Origin of the sequence: Rhodosalinus halophilus, assembly GCF_003298775.1 — a bacterium.
GTDB lineage: Bacteria > Pseudomonadota > Alphaproteobacteria > Rhodobacterales > Rhodobacteraceae > Rhodosalinus > Rhodosalinus halophilus.
In genome coordinates this window covers 161,479-180,270 of record NZ_QNTQ01000001.1, presented here as the reverse complement: position 1 = coordinate 180,270, position 18,792 = coordinate 161,479, and the positions used below count along the sequence as shown (strand labels likewise).

The window sequence follows — 18,792 nt, the reverse complement described above, 5'->3', positions numbered from 1 at the left end:
GCCTTGCGAGAGTCACGCCGCTTCGTCGGGGCGCTCGAGCCGCAGTACCCGGCCGCCGAGATCGCGGAAGGCGCGCTGCCGGCAGGTCAGCACGAGAACCTGAAGATCGCCCGCCTGGCGGTGCAGCGCGTCGAACATCCGCTCGATCCGGTCGTCGTCGGTGAAGACCAGCGCATCGTCGAGGATCAGCGGCGCGTGGCGTCCCTCTTTCGCGAGCAGCCGCGCGAAGGCGAGCCGCACCAGAAGCGCGACCTGTTCCTGCGTGCCGCCCGAGAGGATCTCGATCGGCTCTTCCTGGCCTGCGCGGACCAGCGCCGTGGGCAGCAGCGTGTCCTGCCCCCAGACGAGTTCGGCCTCCGGCCAGAGCAGGTTCAGCAACGGCCGCAGCTCGGCGGCGACCGGCGCGAAATAGCGGTCGCGCGCCTCGGCCTGCGCGTCCTCCAGCGCCTGCTTGAGGCGCTGCAGCGCGGCCACCTCGCGCTGGATGCGGGCCAGGTCGGCCTCGGCCGCCTCGCGCCGCTCGACCGTCTCGGCGAGCCGTTCCTCCACCGCTTCGCCGGAGCCATGCGCGATGCGCTCGTCGAGCGCGGCGATCTCAGGCCGCAGACGGGCGACCGTCTCGCGTGCCGTGTCGACGACGGCGCGGGCGCGGGCGAGCGCCGCCTCGGCCGCGGCCAGATCGGGGGCTTCGCGGACGCTCTGCGCGTGCACCGCCTCCGCCGCCTCGAGGGCGTCGCGCGCCCTGGCGAAGCGTTCGGACAGGGCGGCCTCGTCCCGCTCCTCGAGCCGGGCCAGCGCGGCCTCGGCGCGCTCGGCCCGTTCGGCCGCGGCCTCGGCCACGGCTTCGGCGCTGGCGCGGCGGCTGCGCGCCTCCGAGGCGGCGGCCTCGGCCGCGTCGCGTCGGCTTTCGGCCGTGGCCCGCTCGGCCCGCGCGGTCGCCAGCACCTGTTCGGTCTCGCAGAGGTCCGGGGCCTCCGCCTCGGCCTCCGCCGGCGCTTCGGGAATGGCAGCGAGGGCGGCGCGGAGCGGCTCGAGCCCTTCCGGCGCGGCGGTCTCGAGCCTTGCGCGCGCCTCGCCCGCCCGGCGCTCCGCCTCGGCGCGCGCGGCGGCCTGCGCGCGGGCCTCCTGCATCGAGGCGAGCCCTGCATCGCGCAGGGCCTCCGAAAGCGCCTGCTCGGCGGCCTCGACGCTGTCGGACTCCCGCGGGCCGGCCCCCGGCCGGACCGTCAAGGTGCCGAGGCCGCGCAGCGAGAGCTCCGCGCCGTCGGGGATCGGCACCTGGACGCCGTCGGGCAGGGCCGTGCCGGCGTGGGTGACGCTGCCGTCGGCGCCGGGCGCATAGGCCATGACGAGTTGCGGGGCCGTCTGCGCGCGCAGCGCGCGCGCCGTGCGCAACGCCGAATCGAGCGCCTCGAGGTCGCGCAGCGCCGCGGCGTCGGGGCCGTGCCGCGCGGCGGCCTGGGCCGTCTCCAGCGCCTCGCGGGCCGCTTCGGCCCGCTCGAGACGGGCTTCGAGATCGGCCCGGCGCCGCGCGCCGTCGCGCGCGGTCTGCCGGCGTTGCGCCGCGACATGCGCGGCCTCGGCCGTGGCGAAGGCCTCGCCCGCCTGCGAGAGCGCCTTTCGGGCCGCGTCAAGCTCCGCCTCGGCGCCGGCGGCGGCCTCGCGGGCCTCGGCCTGCTTGCGCGCGGCCGCCTGCGCCGCCTCGGCCGCCGCGGCGCGTTCCGCCAGCGCGGCGCGCAGGGTCTCGAGACGCGCGGCGAGTTCCCGGACCTCTAGACGGGCGGCCTGCAGCTTGCGTTCGGCCGTCTCGACCCGCTCGGCGTGGCGCTCGGCCGCGGCGTGCGCCGCCTGCGCCTGCTCGAGCCGCGCCGCCCGCTCGGCTGCATTGTCTGGATCCTCGATCTCGGCGAGTTCCCGGCGCTTGCGCCGGCGCGCTTCGAGCGCGTCCTGCAGCGCGCGGGCGGTCGCGCGCAGCTCGGCCTCCTCCGCTGCGAGCTCCGCCACGCGGTCCTCGGCGGACTTCCACGGCCCGCCCTTCTTCGGCTTGCCGCCGGCGGTGCAGTAGATCTCCAGCTCGTCTGCGCAGCGCGCGAGCGCCGCGTCCATCCGTCGGCCGCCGGTCATGGCCTCCACTTCCTCGGTAACGGAGGACAGCAGGTCGCGCCGGGCCGCCAGGGCGGCCTCCTGTTCCTTGCGCGTGCCTTCTGCGAGGCCGGTCAGCCCCTGGCGCACCCACAGCAGCCCCGCGGGCCCGCCACCCTCGCCCCCCATCAGCCGGGCGATCCAATCCTCGGCGGCGTCCGCCTGCGCGACCAGGCGGTCGCCCTGCTCGACGCGCGCGAAAGGCTTGGAAAACCAACGTTTCGACAGCGTGAAGCGGCCCTCGTCGATCTCGATATCGACGCTGATTTCCGGCGCGCCCCCGGCGTGCGGGCGCAGGGCGCGCAGCTCCTCGGCCTTGGAGCCGTGGGCGCGGAAGAAGAGCGCCTGAAGCGCGTCGAAAAGCGTGGACTTGCCGTGCTCGTTGGGCTCCGAGAGCACGTTGAGCCCGTCGCCGATGCCGTCGAGGCGCACGGGATCGGTGAAGCGGCGGACGTTCTCGAGCCGGATGCTGCGCAGTTTCATCCCCGGCCCTCCTTCACGATGGCGTAGAGACGGGCGAGCGCCTGTGCGGCGATCTCGCGCTGCTCTGGCGGCAGCTCCTCGTCGGCGGCCTCGTCGCGCAGGCGGTCGGCGGCAAGGCGCAGCGCGCCCGCGCGGTCGATATCGTCGAGATCCGCCGCCTCGAAGTCGGTCGCCAGCGCCTCGGTGGTCAGCCGGAAGAGCGCGAATTCGGGCCCCACGCGCTCGGCCGCGCGGCCGAGCTCGGTCTGGGCGGCGAGGCTGGCCCGACCGATCGCCTCGATCGCCAGCAGGATCTCGCGGCGTCCGCTCGCAGGCAGCAGCGCCTCCAGCGCCGCGGCGGCATCCTGCCCGGGTGTCAGGCGCAGCGACTCGCGCGCCCAGAGGAAGGTGCCGGTCTCGATCTCGGCGACCTCGGGCGGCGCGCCCGGCCCGGCGAGGCTGACCGCGAGGCAGACGCCGCGCCGGTCGTGGCGGAAGCGGTCCTGCTCGGGGCTTCCCGAGTAGTGCACCCGCGGGCCGACCGCGAGCCGCCCGTGCCAGTCGCCCAGCGCGAGATAGTCGAGCCGCGCGCTGCGGTCGCGGTCGGGCGGGATGGTCGCGCCGGTGTCGTCGAAGTCCGTAACGCCGCCATGCGCGAGGCCGATGCGCAGCGCGCCGGTCCCGCTGGGCATGGTCGCGAGCGCCTCGGTGGGGTCCGTGCCGCCGGAGCGGTAAGCGACGGGGCAGGGCAGGAGGGTGGCCTCCGGCGTCAGATCGACCGGCGCCGCATCGACGAGCGCGTGAACGTTGCCCGGCGCATCCCTGCCGATCGTGTCCCAGAGCGGCTCGGCCTCGCGCAGGTTGTCGTGGTTGCCCGGCAGCAGCCACCAGCGCAGATCGTGGTGCTCGCCCATCGCCGCGAGCGCCTGGCGCAGGACCGGGTGGGAGGGCGTCGCGCTGTCGAAGGTATCGCCGGCGAGCAGGATGTCGGCGGCGCCGTGGGCGCGCGCGGCCTCGGCGAGACGGGAAATCGCGGCATGGCGCGCCTCCATCAGCCGGCCGCGCAGGTTGCCGTCCGGCGTGTCGGGCAGGTTGGCGTAGCGGCGGCCGAGGTGGAGATCGGATGTATGGATGAAACGGAAGGCGGTCATTCGGTCCCCTGACTTGCGACTTATCGGTGCCGGCGCGGCACGCGTTGTCGCCTCATCCTGGCGCCAGGGGGTGACAGAAGCTGTCGCATGGAGGGCATCTGAGAAACGGTCGCGGTCCGCATGATGGAACGTATTGCGAACATGGGGTCCCGCGTCAAGTCCGGGCCGTGCCGGCATGTCAAGCGCGCCAGGGCCTTGCTTTCACCACGCGCGCGCCCAGGGTCACGTCCTGTCCCGTCACCACGCGGGTGAAGACCTCCATGTCCAGGTTCCGCCCGGTGACGATGGTGGCCACGGGCCCGTCGAGGGTCGGCAGGCGACCCGACAGCACGGCGGCGAGGCCCACGACGCAGGCGCCCTCGGCCACGATCCGGTCCTCCCAGTAAAGCGCCTGCATGCCGCGATAGATCTCCTCCTCGGTGACGAGGAGCGTCTCGTCCAGCAGGTCGCGGCAGAGCGGGAAGGAGAGGCGGTTCCCGAGCCCGATGCCGCCGCCCAGGGAATCGGCCAGGCTTTCGACCTCCTCGACTTCGACAGGGCGGCCCGCGCGGATCGAGTGATACATCGCCGCGCCCCGGTCCATCGAGATGCCGACGACGCGGATCGCGGGATCGATCGCCTTGGCCGCGACCGCGACGCCCGCGGCCAGCCCGCCGCCCGACAGCGGCACGAGGATCGTGCGGATGTCGGGCCGCGCCTCGAGCATCTCGAGCCCGATGGTGCCCTGTCCCGCGATCACTGCCGGGTCGTCGAAGGGCGAGATCTCCGCGAGCCCTTCCTCGGCCGCCAGGCGCCGGCTCTCGGCCAGCGCCGCGTCCTGGCTGCGGCCGGTGATGCGCACCTCGGCGCCCAGCGCGCGGATGCCGTCCACCTTGGCCTGCGGGACGAGTTCGGACATGCAGATCACCGCCCGCATGCCGCGCGCCCGCGCACCGTAAGCCACGCCTCTGCCGTGGTTTCCGGTCGAGCAGCAGGTGACGCCCGCCGTGCCCTCCGGCAGCCGCGCGATGGCGTTGAGCGCGCCGCGCAGCTTGAAGGCGCCGATGGGCTGCATGTTCTCGAGCTTGAGCAGGAAATCCTGGCCCGCGCGGTCGGACATGAAGGGCGAGGGGACGAGCGGCGTGCCGTCCGCCACGCCCCGGATCGCGCGCCGCGCCTCGAGGATATCGGCCAGCGTCACGGTCATCCCGCCGACTTCACCGCCGAGAGGAATTGCTGCGTGCGCTCCTTCTGCGGATTGCCGAAGAGCTCCTCCGGCGTTCCCTGTTCCTCGATCCGGCCGCCGTAGAAGAAGCAGACGCGGTCGGAGATGTCGGCGGCGAAGCCCATCTGGTGGGTAACCATCAGCATCGTGAGCCGATGTTCATGGACGAGCTTGCGGATCACCTCCGTCACCTCGCCGATCACCTCCGGGTCGAGCGCCGACGTCACCTCGTCGAAGAGCATGACCTTCGGCCGCATCGCCAGCGCGCGGGCGATGGCGACGCGCTGTTGCTGGCCGCCGGAGAGGCGGGAGGGGTGCTCGTCCTTCTTTTCGATCATGCCGACCATCTCGAGCAGCTCCTCCGCGCGCTCGCGCGCGTCCTGCCTGGACAGGCCGAGCACCTGCACGGGCCCCTCCATGCAGTTCTGGATCGCGGTCATGTGCGGAAAGAGGTTGAAATGCTGAAAGCACATGCCGATCGGTTCGCGCGCGCGGCGCAGGTAGCGCTCGGAGGCGGGCACCAGCCGCCCCTTCTTTTCCATGTGCGAGATCGGCGCCCCGTCGACGTAGATCACGCCCTCCTGGATGCGTTCGAGCATCAGGATGCGCAGCACGGTTGTCTTGCCCGAGCCGGAGGGGCCGATCACGGTGACCATCTCGCCCTCGGCCACGTCGAGGCAGAAGTCCTCGAGCACCACCAGATCGCCGTAGCGCTTGGTGACGTGGTCGAAGCGCACCATCGGCGCGTCCGGCCCCTCGAGCCGGAGGGGAAAGCGCGACAGATCCTCCATCAGCTCAGCCCCAGCTTGCGCCGCACCCAGGCCTCGAAGCTGCGGACCATCGCCGCCGCCGGAAGCGAGATGCACAGGAAGATGATGCCGACCATCGTGTAGGGCTCCAGATAGCGGTAGTTCTCCGACCCGATCGCGTTGGCGGTGTGCATGAGCTCGGCCACGCCGATCACGCTGAGCATCGGCGTGTCCTTGAAGATGCCCACGAGGTAGTTGCCCATGCCCGCCAGCGAGGGCGGGAGCGCCTGCGGGATGATGATGCGGAAATAGGTGTCGCGGGTCGAGAGGGACAGCGCCGCCGCGGCCTCCCATTGCCCCTTGGGCACGCTCTCGATCCCGCCGCGATAGACCTCGGAGAGATAGGCCGAGTAGTGCAGCCCGATGGCGATCATGCCTGCCGTCCAGGGGGAAAGCGTCACGCCGAACTGCGGGCCCACGAAGAAGACGAAGAAGATCTGCAGCACCAGCGGCGTGGAGCGGATGAACTCCACGGCCTCGCGCACGCCCAGGGTGAGCGCGCGGAAGGGCGTGCGCTGCGCGAGCGCGAAGGCGAGGCCCAGAAAGACCGCGATGACGTAGCCCGCGCCGGCCGCGATCAGCGTGTTGAGCGTGGCCTCCAGCAGCCGCGGCAGGATCTCCAGCGTGAAGGCCCAGTCCCAGTCGAACATCTCAGGCCCTCCCCATCTTGCGCCGCATCACGAGCTCCAGCCAGCGCATGAAGGGCGTGATCAGGAAGCGCGAGAAGACGTAGTAGATGATGAGCGCGGTGCCGAAGGTCTGCGCGGAGAGGTAGGTGGCGCTGTTGACCTGGCGCGCCTCGAACATCAGGTCCGCGACCGAGATCAGCGCGACGAGCGCCGTGCCCTTGAGCAGTTCGATCAGCAGGTTGCCCCAGGCGGGCAGCATGTTGAGCAGCGCCTGCGGCAGGATGATCCGCCACATGCGTCGCGCGGGCGACATCGACAGCGAATAGGCGGCCTCCCACTGGCCCTTCGGCACGGCGAGTATGCCGCCGCGCACCAGCTCGGCCCCGTAGGCGCCGAGGTTCATGCCCACGGCGACGAAGCCGGCGGTGAACTTCTCGAGCGTCACGCCGAAGAGCGGCAGCACGAAGAAGATCCAGTAGAGCTGCACCAGCAGCGAGGTGCCCCGGAAGATCTCGATGTAGACGACCGACACGCCCTTGAGGAGCCAGTTGTCCGAGAGCTTCATCAGCCCCATGACCAGCGCCACGGCGATGGCCAGCGCCGTGGCGAGGAAGAACTGCGCCGCCGTGACGAGCGTGCCGTCGAGTAGCCGTGGCCCGTGTTCGGCGAGGAATTCCGTGTAGCTCATGCCCTGTCCCGGCGGCGCGCGCGGCCGGCCGGCAGGGGCCCGCCGGCCGCAGGTGCCGCGATCAGCGGTTCTCGCAGACCCACTCGGTGGTCACGTCGTCGCCGGGCAACTGGGCCTCGGTGTAGCCGTATTCCTCGACCGCGGCCAGCATCTCCTCCGAGCCGAGATAGTCGTTCATCGCCGCGTTGAACTGCTCGAGGAAGTCCTGATCCGAGGGGCGGAAGGCGATGCCCACCCAGTTGAGCGTATCCTCGGGCATCTGGCCGGGATCCGTCACGCTGACTGCGCCGTCCGACTGCTCGGCGAGGTTGCGCGCGGTGAAATAGGTCACGCCGCCCGCGTCCGCGCGGCCCGCGCGCACCGCGGCCAGGATCTCGGTGGGCCCCGGCACCGTCATGATGTTGCTCTCGGGGATGCCCTCGTCCTTGGCGACCTCGACGATGTTGAAGCCCGCGCCGGTGACGAGGGTGGCGTCCTTCTCGAGGATGTCCTGGTAGTTCTGGATGTCCATCGGGTTGCCCTCGGCCACGATGAAGGCGTCGCCGAAGACCCCCATCGGATCCGAGAAGGCCACGTTCTCGCAGCGGCTCTCGAGGATGTACATGCCGCCGGTGATGATGTCGAAGCGGTTGGCCTTCAGCCCGGGAATCAGACCGCCCCAGTCGGTCACCACGGGCTCGATGTTGTCGTATCCCATGTTCTCGAGCACGCCGAGCGCGAAGGCGTTGACGAAGCCCAGCGGCTGGTTGCCCTCGCCGGGATAGGCCCAGGGCACCTCGTTGGCGAAGCCGATGCGGATGGACTCGCCCGCCTCGATCCGGTCCATGAGCGGCCCGGCCGCCGCGGCGATCGGCGAAACGGCGAAAAGCGCGGCCGCCGAAACGGCGAGCTTGAGGATGGTGCGTCGCATGGTGTCTCCTCCGTGCTGGATGGTCGTGTGGTCCCTCCCGCGACATGTATACATCACCGGGCCGTGAACGGCAGAGTCAAGCGGTTTCGCCGCGACGGCCCGGCGCCATGAGGAGGCGAGATGCGCACGCATGCGATCTACGAGGTTCTGCGCGACCGGATCTGCTGGCTTGACTATCCGCCCGGCACGCGGCTGGGCGAGGTCGAGCTGGCCGCAGAGTTCGGCGTCAGCCGCACGCCGATTCGCTCGGTTCTGGCAAGGCTCGAGGCCGAGGGGCTGGTCGATGTCCGCCGCGGCGTCGGCTCCATGGTCACCGAGATCGACCTGCCCACGCTCATGCAGACGCTGGAGCTGCGACAGGAGCTGACGATGGTGGTCGCTCGCCTGACTCCCGGCACCGGGATCGGCGGGATCCTGCCGGAACTGCAAGCGATTCTGGGCGATACGGACAAGGTCGCGGATGCAGCAGGCTTCGCCCGGCTCAACGCCCGCTATTTCGAGGCGATGCTGGGCCTGACCGAAAACCGGCCCTTCCGCGAGGTCGCGCGGCGGCTCTACTACATGACAGCGCGGCTCTGGGTGCATGCCAGCGCGCGGCTGGATCTGGCCGACGAACTCGCGCACTTCCGACAGGAGCTGGGCGAGGTGATCGCGGCGCTGGAGCGTGGCGATCTCGAGGCGGTTGGCCATGTGCGCTGGCTTCACCTCGCCGCGAGCGCCGAACGGCTCAGGCTCCGGTCGTCCGAGGCCCCGCGCCAGGTGTCCTGACGGCGCGCCACGGGGGATGTGCACAACTGCGCTTGCCCGCGCGCTCTACCAGTGGCGGGTGCCGGGCGCGCCCTTGGGCGTGCCCTCCAGGTTCGGCGTCACCCAGCCGCCGTAGAAATCGCCGGGCTGCGGCAGAACCCGCGCGTCGCCGACGAAACAGGCCTCCATCAGGCCCGCGTAGACGGCGACGTGCCCGGCGATGGCGCCGAAGGCGGGCGTCGGCGCCTCGTAGCTCCAGGCCGCGCGCGGCGCCGTGACGCCGCCGCAGATCACGTCGAAATAGCGCGCCTGTCCCTTCCACTCGCAAAGGCTGCGTCCGCGCGCGGGCCGGAGTTCGGCGCGCACGTCGGCGCGCGGGATGTAGTAGGTCGGCGCGTGATGCGTCTCGAGCACGCGGAAGCCGCGGGTGGTCTCGGCCGCCACCTCGCCGCCCAGGCGCACCAGCAGACGCTGCGGCACGGGCTCGAGCGCGGGCGGGCGGGGATAGTCGTGGACGTTCTCTTCGGGCAGGTCGTTCATGCCGGGCAAGGTAGGCCGCGCGACGGCGCCGGCCATGCCCTTGGTGCGCGTGGCAGCACTCGGCGGCAAGGAGGGGCCGTCGCCGGATCGAGCGTCAGGCCAGCCGGCGGGCGAGATAGTCCGCGGCCTTCGAGGGCGTCTCGAGCTCGCGGTAGTCCGCCTCCGGTATCTCGACGCCCAGCCGCTTGTGCAGCGACGCGACGAGACCCACGATGTCCATGGAGTCGAGATCGAGGTCGTCCTGCAGGTGGTCCTCCGCGCCGACCGAGCCCGCCTCCAGATCGGGGGCGATGCGGGTCAACTCCTCGATGAAGAGGCTCTGCAGCTCGTCTCGGGTCATGGGGCGGGGCTCCTTGCTGGGGTGTCTTCGGTCTCGAGCGTCGAGGTGTCGCCCTCGGGCAGGCCCAGCTCGCGGGCCTTGAGCAGCCGCCGCATGATCTTGCCCGAGCGCGTCTTGGGCAGGCTGTCGCGGAAGACGATCTCGCGCGGGGCGACGGCCGGCCCCAGGCGCTTGCGCGCGTGGCCGCGGATGTCGCGCTCCAGCTCGGCAGAGGGCGAATGGCCGGGATTGAGCGCGACATAGGCCTGGACGATCTCGCCGGCGGTTTCGTCCGGCAGGCCGATCACCGCCGCCTCGGCGACGGCCGGATGCTCGATCAGCGCGCTCTCCACCTCGAAGGGGCCGATCAGGTGGCCGGCGGACTTGATCAGATCGTCGGCGCGGCCGACGAACCAGAAGTAGCCGTCCGCGTCGCGGATCGCGAGGTCGCCCGACAGATACCAGCCGTCCGCGAAGGCCTTGCGATAGCGCGCCTCCTCGCCCAGGTAGCCGCGCATCATCGAGGGCCACCCCGGCCGCAGCGCCAGCTCGCCCGGCTCGCCCGCAGCGCAGGGGCGCAGGCTGCCGTCGTCCTGGCGGTCCACCACGCCCGCCTCGATCCCCGGCATCGGCCGGCCCATGGACCCCGGGCGGATGTCCATCGCCGCGGTGTTGGCGATCATGATCGCGCCGGTCTCGGTCTGCCACCAGGTGTCGTGGAAGGGCATGCCGAAGACCTTCTGTCCCCAGACCACGCCCTCGGGGTTGAGCGGCTCGCCGACGCTGGCGATGTGACGCAGCTGCGGAAAGCTGCGCCCCTCCACCGCTTCGGGGCCTGCGCGCATCAGCCGGCGGATCGCGGTGGGCGCGGTGTACCAGACCTCGATCTTCTCGCCGGCGAGGATGTCGAGCCAGCGCTCGGTGTCGAACTCCGCCTCGTCCACGATCATCGTGGCGCCGTTCACCAGCGGCGAGATCAGCCCGTAGGAGGTGCCCGTGACCCAGCCGGGGTCGGCCGTGCACCAGTAGGTGACGCCGGGGACCAGCTCCAGCGCGTAGCGCCCGGTGACCGCATGGGCGACCACGGCCTGATGAACATGCAGCACACCCTTGGGCCGTCCCGTGGTGCCGGAGGTGAAATGGATCAGCGCCACATCCTCGGGGTCGGTGAGCGCGCAGCCCTCCACGGGCTCGGCCGCGGCCATCTCCGCCGTCCAGGACAGGCACCCCTCTGGCGCGTCGTCGTCCACCACGATCACGGTCTTGAGCGAGGGGATCTCTGCGCGCCAGTCCGCCACCTTGCGGCGATAGAGCGCGGCGGTCGTCACCAGAACGTCGGCCTCGCCGATCTCCATCCGCATGCGGATCGGCTCCGGGCCGAAGGCGGCGAAGAGCGGGGTGACCGTGAGCCCGGCCTTCAGCGCGCCGAGCGCGGCGACGTAGAGCTCCGGCACGCGCCCGGCCAGCAGGTAGAGCCGCGCGCCCGGCGCGACCCCGTGGCGGCGCAGGACGCCGGCGAAACGCGCGGTCTCCTGCGCCAGATCGCCGTAGGTGAGATCGCGCCGCGCACCGTCCCGCCCGAGCCAGCGCAGGGCCACGCGATCGCGCGCCGCGCCTGCGGCGTGCCGGTCCACCGCCTCGTGCGCGATGTTGAGTCCGCCCTCCGGCAGCCCGTCGAGCATCTCGCCCGCCTGCTCCCAGGTGAAGCTCTCGCGCGCGGCTTCGGACAGCTGCGCCGCCTGCCGTTCTTCATCCGTCTTGCGTATCGTCTCGAAATCCATGGTCCCCTCCCGCGACCGCAGGGTGGACCGGCCCTCGGGCCATGGTCATTGACGGCGTGCAACGGCGGCCTGTCTCAGCGCGGGCCTTCGCCGGATGCGAGCGCCCGATGAACGTCCAGCTGGCTGACGCTCTGGCCGGAAATGCGGTCGAGCGCTTCGAAATCGACGATGAGAAAACGATAGGGCGTGACGATCCGGATATGCCCCTTGTCGTGCAGCGCGTGGAACGCGCGGCTGACCGCCTCGGGCCGGGTGCCCAGGAAGAGCGCGAGATCCTGCCGCTTGATCGGCAGGTCGATGAGCGTGCCGCCGGGCTGCTCCTCTTCTTCCGCGAGAAAGGCCCAGCGGCGGTGCAGGAAGACAAGAAAGCCCGCGACCTTCTCGACGGTGCGGTGATTGGCCACCAGCCCCAGCCACTCTCGCGCGCTGTCGAGTTCGTTGAGCAGCCCCAGGATCACGAGCTTTTCGAGCTCGGGCCAGTGTTCCATCAAGGCCTCGAACTCGGCCTTGGGGAAGAGGCAGATTTCGCAATCGGTGGCCGCTTCGATCGAGAAGGGGAAATCGCCGTCGAAGACGCGGCCGAAGATGTCGCCGGCCACGAGCAGGCCGACGATCTGCTGCTGACCGTCCACGAGCGTCTTGGACATGCGCAGCACGCCCTTCATCACGCAGCCCACGACATTGGCCGACTTGCCTATGTCGATCAGCGTCGCGTTCCGTTCGAGGTTACGGCGGCGGGAAATCGCCGAAAGCTTGTCGAGCAACTCCGCAGGCAACACCCGAAATGGCGGCATCTCCGCCAGGGGGCAGGGCGCATTCGCGCTCCGGCCCGTGCTGGAGCCAGACTTGGCAGTCAAAACAGTAACCTCCCAAAGCCGGGAGTCTCATGGGCGCCCTACCTGGTACGCAGGCACACTCAAACCACCCGGACGCCGACGGAAAAATACATCTGTCCGCATGAATATTCTCCGCGATCGTTGTGAATTGTCAATGACGCGACGTCGGGAATCGGCATCGCTTGGGTCCGGGTGTCTGCCTCAATGGCGGGAGGAGCATGGGGATGCCGGGCGCGCCGACATGGGCGATCGTCGCGAATCGTGCCACCGCGCGGATCCTGCGGGGTCTGGAAGCGCCGGACACGAACGGGCCGCCGCCCGGCGAATTGGTGCATCGGGCGCGCTCCGCGAGACTGGCCGCGCATCTGAGCGAGGCCTCGGCGCATCCGCCCAGCCGCGCCGAGACCGGCGCGATGGCCTCGGACCTGCGCGACTTCGCCGATGAGATCGCGCATCTGCTCGATGTCCACCGTCTCGCCGGAGACTTCGATCGTGTCGCGGTCTGGGGCCCCCGCGCGGTGCTGTATTCGATTCTGGCTGCAATGTCGGCGCCGTTGCGGGCTGCCGTGTTCCTCACCGGAGAGCGCGATCTGACGGCGCTTTCGGACATCGCTCTGCGCAGATGCGTCCGCGACGAGATCGCGGCCGCCGAGGCCGGACTGCCGGCGACCAACCACGGGAGAGCATGATGACGGATCGGACCTTCATTCACGGGGGGCCGTGCAGCGGCTGCTCGCTCGGCGCCGGGTCGGCGTGTCACCTCGCCGCCCTGCCAAGGCTCCGCCAGCGCGTGCTGCCGGCGGATACCGTCCTGTTCCATCAGGGTGACCGCCCCCGCCAGCTCGGGATCCTCCGATCGGGTTACATGCGCATTGTCAGGCTGAACGCGGATGGCCGGCGCATGGGGCTCGATTTCGCGGTGCCCGGCGACCTGCTGGGCGGTCTGCCGGGGCACCGGATCGACTACACGGTGGAGAGCGCGACGGACGCCGAAGTCTGCCTCGCCGATGGCGCGGGGCTCGAGCAGGGGATGCGCGCCGCGCCTGCCCTGCGCCGGCAGGTTCTGCGCGGGCTGGCGGATCAGCTCCTGCGCGTGCAGGAGCAGATCTGGCTGCGCGGGCGCCTCACGAGCCGCGAGCGCATCATCGCCTTTCTCGTCAGGGCGACCGCCTCGATGCCGGCGGACCTTCGGCCCGACGGAAGCGTGATCGTCGAGGTGGTCCTGCCCCGGCGCGACTGGGCGGATCTGACGGATACGGCGGTCGAGACCGTGAGCCGGACCATGACGGCGCTGGCCGCGCAGGGCGAGCTCCAGAACCTGGGGCAGGGCCGCTACCGGATCGCGAACCTCGCGCGCCTGGCCGACCTCGCGCGGCTCGACACGACGGAGATTCCGGGGCACGCCGCATGACCCGGCCCGGGCGATGCGCGCGGTCAATGTCGCGCGCCGAATCCCGGGGCATCCTGTGAATGACGGGCGAGGAGGGCCCGTCGCAGGACCGCGCGGGCAGCCGCGTGAGACCGGGAGGAGATCCATGGAACGTGACGTGACGACTCCGCCGCGGGAGACGGAGGACCAACTTGCGTCCCCCTCGCGCCGCGGGTTTCTGCAGCTCGCCGCCGCGACCGGCGCGGCGGTCTCTGTGGGCCGAAGCGCCAGGGCGCTGACCGAACTGCCCTATCCGGCAGGCGATCTGAGCGACGAGAAGCTCGTCGAGATGTATCGCACCATCCTGCGCATCCGGTGGCACGAGCGGACGCAGGCCGACCAGATGCTCACCAACCCCGACTACCGGGGCTATAACCATTTCTACGCGGGGCAGGAGGCGGTGGCGACCGGCGTCTGCGCGAACCTGCGCAACTCCGGCCCGCGCGACCAGCTCGACCTCGTCTATTCGTCGCACCGGCCCTCCGGGCACGCGATCGCCAAGGGCGTGGACATCCCCAGTATGGTGGCCGAGATGGACTTCCGCGCCACCGGCATGAACGGCGGCTACGCCGCCGAGATGCATATCGCCGACCCGGACGTGGGCTTCGCCGGCGCCGACGGCATGATCGGCCCCGCGCCGGTGGTGGCCTCCGGCTCGGCCTTCGCCTTCCGCGCGCGCGGCTCGGATCAGGTGGCGGTGGTCTTTGCGGGCGACGGCAACTACGCCGCGCCGCATTTCCATTCGACGCTCAACAACGCGAAGCTGCTCGACCTGCCGCTGATCTACGTCTGCGAGAACAACCTCTATCACCAGTACGCGCACTATTCGCTCTCCTGCCCGCACGAGGACATCGCCTCGGCCGCCGCGGCCTACGGCATCCCGGCGGTCACGGTGGACGGGCAGAACGTGGTCGAGGTCTACAACGCCGCGCGCGAGGCGGTGGACCGTGCCCGCGGGGGCGGAGGGCCGACCTTCATCGAGGCCAAGACCTACCGTTACTACAACCACTGGGGCGCGCCCGGGGCGAAGGCCGGCGAGCTCGGCGCCTTCGGCTACGACCCGCTGGCGATCACCCACTTCCGGCCCGAGAAGGAGCTGCGCGCCTGGATGCAGCGCGACCCCGTGGACATCGCGCGCAAGATCCTCGTCGACTGGGGCGTGGTGGACTCCGCGCGCGCCGCCGAGATCGAGGAGGAGGTCAAGGCCGAGATTGCCGAGGCCTTCGAGTGGGGGCTCTCGCAGCCGCTCTGCAACCCGGAGGACGGCCTCAAGCACGTCTTCGCCGAGGGCACCGTGCCCGCGCGCCAGTTCGGCTGACGCACGGCGCCTGATCGAGAGGATAGAGACATGGCACAGAAAAGCTGGATGTATTCGGTGCTGGAGGCCGTCCAGCACGAGATGCGCGAAGACCCGGCGATGACCTGGATCTTCGAGCTCACCCCGCCGGTGGCCTCCAACCCCGGCAAGCCGGTGATCAACCTCGAGACGGAGTTCGGCCGCAAGCGCGTGGTCAACACCGGCATCGACGAGAACTGGATGGCCTCGGCCGTGGTCGGCGCGGGCCTCGCGGGTTCCAAGGCGGCCACCTACATTCCCTATCAGGGCGCCTGCATGCCCTTCGAGGTGATCCAGAACGTGGCCAGCAAGCTGCGGCACAAGACCGGCGGCCGGGCCTCGGTGCCGGTGGTCTGGATCATCGAGATGACGGGCCAGACGCCGGGCTTCGCGCAGCAGCACTCCTGCTACGAGGAGGACAGCTACTACATGCATATCCCCGGCGTGCGCACGGTGATCCCCTCCACGCCTTATGACGCGAAGGGGATGATGCACGCGGCGATCCGCTCCCCGGACCCGGTGGTCTATCTCTACCCCGCGGGCCTGCGCACGCTCACCGAGGAGGTGCCGGACGAGGCCTACGAGGTGCCGCTCGACAAGGCCGCGGTGCGGATGGAGGGCAGCGACCTGACCATCGTGAGCTCCGGCGCCGGCATGCCGGGCGTGCTCGAGGCCGCCGAGACGCTCACCGGCGAGGGGGCGAGCGTCGAGGTCATCGACCTGCGCGCGCTCAACCAGATGGACACCGAGACCATCGTGAATTCCGTCGCCAAGACCAAGCGGCTGCTGACGGTGGATCAGTCCTACTACACCCTCTGCCCGGGCGCCGAGGTGATCGCCCGCGCGGTGGAGAACGTCGACGGCGTCAAGGTCAAGCGCGTGGCCTTCCCCGATGCGCCGCCGCCGGCCTCGCCCGAGATGTTCCTCTGGATGCGCCCGGGCCCCGAGAATGTCGTGGAGGCCGCCCGTGCGCTCCTCTGAGGCTCTGGTGCAGGACGAGACCGAGACCATCGGCTGCGAGCTCTGCGGTGCGGCTGCGCTCGAGGCGAGCCGCGTCCAACTCGCGCTCTGGGAGGAGGAGCGTCTTGTCGTCGTGGAAGATGTCCCCGCGCTCGTCTGCCGTGGCTGCGGCGAGCGTTTCTACGACGACGAGACGGCGATGCGTCTCGACATGCTGCGCGGCACGGGGTTCCCCCCCGGCCGCGCAGCAAGTGAAATGGCGGTCGAGGTGTTCCGCCTGCCTGACCTCGGGCCGCGGCGCGATGGCTGAGGGCAGGGCGTCGGCGCTCCTCGGGGCGCTGCTCCTGGCCGGGGCGGCGCTCGCGCAGGGCGACGCGTTCGACTTCATGCCGCCCGGCGGGCGCGAGATCCTCGCCTCGCTCGCCGGGGGCGACGCGAACGCCTTGGCCGAGATCGCCGGGCGCGAGCACGACCGCGATGGATGGGCCGAATGGACGCGCGCGCAGGCGCCGGATCTGGAGGCGGCGCAGGTCGAGACCTTCGCGGCCTATGCCGCGCTCAACCTGCCGGCGGGCGAGGACGTGCTGGCGGAGGTCGCGGACTCGGGCGGCGCGTCCGCGCTGCCGCCCGACGGCAAGGATCTCGCGGTGCAGCAGTGCCAGTTCTGCCACTCCATGTTCTCGGGCTACCTGATGCACGACCGCGACGAGGCCGGGTGGCTGAGCACCTTCAAGGCGCCGTTCCACCTCGAGATCCCGATGAACGAGACCGAGCGGGCCACCTTCGCGGCCTACTCGGCGATCAACATGCCGATGAAGATGCAGGACGTGCCGCCCGAACTGCGGTTCTGAGCGACGGGAGACATGCGATGAGACCACTTTGGGTGGCGGCCGGCGTGGCCGCGCTCGCAGGCCTTGCGGTGGCACAGGAGGACGACGTCTTCGACTTCGTCCCGGACGGCGGGCGCACGATCCTCGAGCGGATGCAGTCGGACGGGATTCCCGACGGGCTGGCCGCGGCGATAAGGGCCGAGGCGGCGCCGGCCGAGGACTGGAAGCCGCGGCTCGAAGAGGCCGGCCTCGATCAATGGGACGCGGCCACGCTCGCCGAATACCTCGAGGCCTACGCGCCGATGGACCCGGCCGGCGATCTGCCGCGCGACGGCCGCGACCTCGCGCTCGCGCTCTGCCAGTCCTGCCACATCATCACGGTGACGGTCACGCAGGACCGCACGCGCGAGGCATGGCTCGGCACCTTCAACTCGCCCAGCCACGTCGAAATCGACATGACCGAGACGGAACGCAACCTGCTGGCCGACTACCTTGTGCTGAACGCCGGCATTCCGTTCGACCAGATACCGCCGGAACTGCGCGCCGGGGGCGCCTCGTACTGAGGCGGGCAGGAGCGGGTTATGCTGTTCAACTCGCTCGACTACCTGCTCTTCCTCCCGGCGGTCGCGATCCTCTTTCACCTGGTGCCCGCGCCCGCGCGACTGCCGGTGATCCTGACCGCGAGCCTTCTGTTCTACGCCAGCTACGGCCTCGACCACCTGCTCGCGCTGGGCGGCGTCGCCGCGATCACGCTCGCCTGCGGGCGCTGGCTGCTGCGGCCCGACGCGGCGCTGCGGCATACCGCCTTCTGGGGCGGCACGCTGGCGATCCTGGGGCTGATGTATCTGCTCAAGTATCACGATCCGGTGGCCGGGGCCTTTCCGCCGATCCCGGTGACCGGCTTCTCGGCGCCGGCCGGGTTCTCCTTCTACGCCTTCACGGCCATCGCGCTTCTGGCCGACCGCTACCGCCAGCCGGTCGAGAGCCGCGCAACCGCCGGGGCGGATCTGCTGTTTCTCGCCTGGTTTCCGAAGATCCTCGCCGGCCCGATCGAGCGGATCAGGCCGTTCAACGCCGAGCTGCAGAGCGTGCCGCGCCTCGATCCCGCGCTTCTGGCCTCGGGCGGCCAGCTCATCCTCTGGGGACTGGTCAAGAAGGTCGTGGTGGCCGACAATCTCGCGCCCTTCGTGGATCGCACCTACGCGATCCCGGAATACGCGGTGCCGATGGAGTTGATCCTGGCCACCTATTTCTTCGCCTTCCAGATCTACTGCGACTTCTCCGGCTACACCGACATCGCGCGCGGCAGCTCGCGGCTTTTCGGGATCGAACTGCACGAAAACTTCCGCCGCTCCTATTTCGCCACCTCGATCGGCGAATTCTGGTCCCGGCGCTGGCACATATCGCTGTCCGACTGGTTCCGCGACTTCGTCTATTACCCGGTGATCCACGAGAGCACCTCGACCCTGCGGATGTATGCCGGGCTGATGCTGGTCTTTCTGGTCAGCGGCCTCTGGCACGCGGGCCTGGGCTACGGCTTCGGCTGGGGCTTCATCGTCTGGGGGGCGCTCAACGGGCTCTATCTGTGGGGCGAGCGAGGGCTCAGGCCCTGGCGCCGCCGCCTCGGCCGCCGCTGGAAGGGAAGCTGGAAGGGCAGGGTGCACGGCCTGCTCGCGGGGCTTGTGGTCTTTCATCTGGTCCTGGTGAGCTGGGTGTTCTTCCGCGCCGCGGACATCGACGTGGCGCTCACCGTGCTCTCGCGCATCGGCACCGCGCTGCCGGAGCTTCCCGCCCTAATCGGCAATTTCCCCTTCACGCCCGAGCACGGGTTTCTGGTCGCGCTGATCGTGGGCCTGCTGGTGATCGAGGCCCTGCAGGAGATGCCCGCGATCTGGCAGAGGATCCAGGCCGCGCCGCGCGCGCTGCGCTGGGCGGGATGGTATGCGGCGGCCTTCGCGCTGGTCCTGCTGGGCCGCTGGCAGGCGGAGGCCTTCGTCTACATGCAGTTCTAGGGGAGCG

At 70.6% G+C, this 18,792-nt stretch carries 20 protein-coding genes; 9 read left to right on the top strand and 11 right to left on the bottom strand.

Going from position 1 to position 18,792, the window contains the following annotated elements:
- Nucleotides 1-12: 12 nt before the first annotated feature.
- The 7 genes from DRV85_RS00815 to DRV85_RS00785 form a co-directional block, all read right to left on the bottom strand.
- A complete protein-coding gene (locus DRV85_RS00815; protein ID WP_113287529.1) occupies nucleotides 13-2,625 on the bottom strand; it encodes an AAA family ATPase in 2,613 nt (870 codons plus the stop codon).
- Nucleotides 2,622-3,755 carry a metallophosphoesterase family protein gene (locus DRV85_RS00810; protein WP_113287528.1) on the bottom strand — a complete coding sequence of 378 codons (1,134 nt, stop codon included), beginning with the start codon at nucleotides 3,753-3,755 and terminating at the stop codon, nucleotides 2,622-2,624. Before DRV85_RS00810 ends, DRV85_RS00815 begins: the two co-directional genes overlap by 4 nt.
- 178 nt (nucleotides 3,756-3,933) lie before the next feature.
- Nucleotides 3,934-4,941, bottom strand: coding sequence for a hydroxyectoine utilization dehydratase EutB (gene eutB / locus DRV85_RS00805; protein ID WP_113287527.1), 1,008 nt, complete (start codon nucleotides 4,939-4,941; stop codon nucleotides 3,934-3,936).
- Nucleotides 4,938-5,750, bottom strand: a complete 813-nt coding sequence (gene ehuA / locus DRV85_RS00800) for an ectoine/hydroxyectoine ABC transporter ATP-binding protein EhuA (protein WP_113287526.1) — start codon at nucleotides 5,748-5,750, stop codon at nucleotides 4,938-4,940. Before ehuA ends, eutB begins: the two co-directional genes overlap by 4 nt.
- Nucleotides 5,750-6,418, bottom strand: coding sequence for an ectoine/hydroxyectoine ABC transporter permease subunit EhuD (gene ehuD / locus DRV85_RS00795; RefSeq protein WP_113287525.1), 669 nt, complete (start codon nucleotides 6,416-6,418; stop codon nucleotides 5,750-5,752). Before ehuD ends, ehuA begins: the two co-directional genes overlap by 1 nt.
- 1 nt (nucleotide 6,419) lies before the next feature.
- A complete protein-coding gene (gene ehuC / locus DRV85_RS00790; protein WP_113287524.1) occupies nucleotides 6,420-7,085 on the bottom strand; it encodes an ectoine/hydroxyectoine ABC transporter permease subunit EhuC in 666 nt (221 codons plus the stop codon).
- Between the two features lie 61 nt (nucleotides 7,086-7,146).
- A complete protein-coding gene (locus DRV85_RS00785) occupies nucleotides 7,147-7,995 on the bottom strand; it encodes a transporter substrate-binding domain-containing protein (protein ID WP_113287523.1) in 849 nt (282 codons plus the stop codon).
- 120 nt (nucleotides 7,996-8,115) lie between these two features.
- Here DRV85_RS00785 and DRV85_RS00780 point away from each other — a divergent pair, with 120 nt between their 5' ends.
- Entirely contained in the window at nucleotides 8,116-8,763 is a 648-nt protein-coding gene (locus DRV85_RS00780; protein ID WP_113287522.1) for a GntR family transcriptional regulator, read from the top strand.
- A gap of 45 nt (nucleotides 8,764-8,808) precedes the next feature.
- Here the strand turns inward: DRV85_RS00780 and DRV85_RS00775 are convergent, their stop codons facing one another.
- From DRV85_RS00775 to DRV85_RS00760, 4 genes are all read right to left on the bottom strand, one after another.
- A complete protein-coding gene (locus DRV85_RS00775) occupies nucleotides 8,809-9,282 on the bottom strand; it encodes a DUF427 domain-containing protein (protein ID WP_199525734.1) in 474 nt (157 codons plus the stop codon).
- A gap of 94 nt (nucleotides 9,283-9,376) precedes the next feature.
- Nucleotides 9,377-9,622 carry a phosphopantetheine-binding protein gene (locus tag DRV85_RS00770; protein WP_113287520.1) on the bottom strand — a complete coding sequence of 82 codons (246 nt, stop codon included), beginning with the start codon at nucleotides 9,620-9,622 and terminating at the stop codon, nucleotides 9,377-9,379.
- A complete protein-coding gene (acsA, locus tag DRV85_RS00765; RefSeq protein ID WP_113287519.1) occupies nucleotides 9,619-11,382 on the bottom strand; it encodes an acetate--CoA ligase in 1,764 nt (587 codons plus the stop codon). The genes DRV85_RS00770 and acsA overlap by 4 nt, the downstream gene beginning before the upstream one ends.
- A 74-nt stretch (nucleotides 11,383-11,456) precedes the next feature.
- The gene (locus tag DRV85_RS00760; protein WP_158540089.1) at nucleotides 11,457-12,146 is read right to left on the bottom strand and encodes a Crp/Fnr family transcriptional regulator; all 690 of its coding nucleotides are present in this window, start codon (nucleotides 12,144-12,146) and stop codon (nucleotides 11,457-11,459) included.
- 296 nt (nucleotides 12,147-12,442) lie between these two features.
- Here DRV85_RS00760 and DRV85_RS00755 point away from each other — a divergent pair, with 296 nt between their 5' ends.
- The 8 genes from DRV85_RS00755 (at nucleotide 12,443) to DRV85_RS00720 (ending at nucleotide 18,785) form a co-directional block, all read left to right on the top strand.
- Nucleotides 12,443-12,907, top strand: a complete 465-nt coding sequence (locus tag DRV85_RS00755) for a host attachment protein (RefSeq protein ID WP_158540088.1) — start codon at nucleotides 12,443-12,445, stop codon at nucleotides 12,905-12,907.
- Nucleotides 12,841-13,629, top strand: coding sequence for a Crp/Fnr family transcriptional regulator (locus DRV85_RS00750; protein WP_113287516.1), 789 nt, complete (start codon nucleotides 12,841-12,843; stop codon nucleotides 13,627-13,629). Before DRV85_RS00755 ends, DRV85_RS00750 begins: the two co-directional genes overlap by 67 nt.
- A 124-nt stretch (nucleotides 13,630-13,753) precedes the next feature.
- The gene (locus DRV85_RS00745; protein ID WP_113287515.1) at nucleotides 13,754-14,965 is read left to right on the top strand and encodes a thiamine pyrophosphate-dependent dehydrogenase E1 component subunit alpha; all 1,212 of its coding nucleotides are present in this window, start codon (nucleotides 13,754-13,756) and stop codon (nucleotides 14,963-14,965) included.
- Between the two features lie 30 nt (nucleotides 14,966-14,995).
- Nucleotides 14,996-15,964, top strand: a complete 969-nt coding sequence (locus DRV85_RS00740) for an alpha-ketoacid dehydrogenase subunit beta (RefSeq protein ID WP_113287514.1) — start codon at nucleotides 14,996-14,998, stop codon at nucleotides 15,962-15,964.
- Entirely contained in the window at nucleotides 15,951-16,253 is a 303-nt protein-coding gene (locus tag DRV85_RS00735) for a type II toxin-antitoxin system MqsA family antitoxin (protein WP_199525732.1), read from the top strand. The genes DRV85_RS00740 and DRV85_RS00735 overlap by 14 nt, the downstream gene beginning before the upstream one ends.
- Nucleotides 16,246-16,794 carry a hypothetical protein gene (locus DRV85_RS00730; protein WP_113287512.1) on the top strand — a complete coding sequence of 183 codons (549 nt, stop codon included), beginning with the start codon at nucleotides 16,246-16,248 and terminating at the stop codon, nucleotides 16,792-16,794. Before DRV85_RS00735 ends, DRV85_RS00730 begins: the two co-directional genes overlap by 8 nt.
- Before the next feature lie 17 nt (nucleotides 16,795-16,811).
- Nucleotides 16,812-17,336, top strand: a complete 525-nt coding sequence (locus tag DRV85_RS00725; protein ID WP_147238798.1) for a hypothetical protein — start codon at nucleotides 16,812-16,814, stop codon at nucleotides 17,334-17,336.
- 18 nt (nucleotides 17,337-17,354) lie between these two features.
- On the top strand, nucleotides 17,355-18,785 hold the full coding sequence (locus DRV85_RS00720; RefSeq protein ID WP_113287510.1) for an MBOAT family O-acyltransferase: 1,431 nt from the start codon (nucleotides 17,355-17,357) through the stop codon (nucleotides 18,783-18,785).
- Nucleotides 18,786-18,792: the final 7 nt, after the last annotated feature.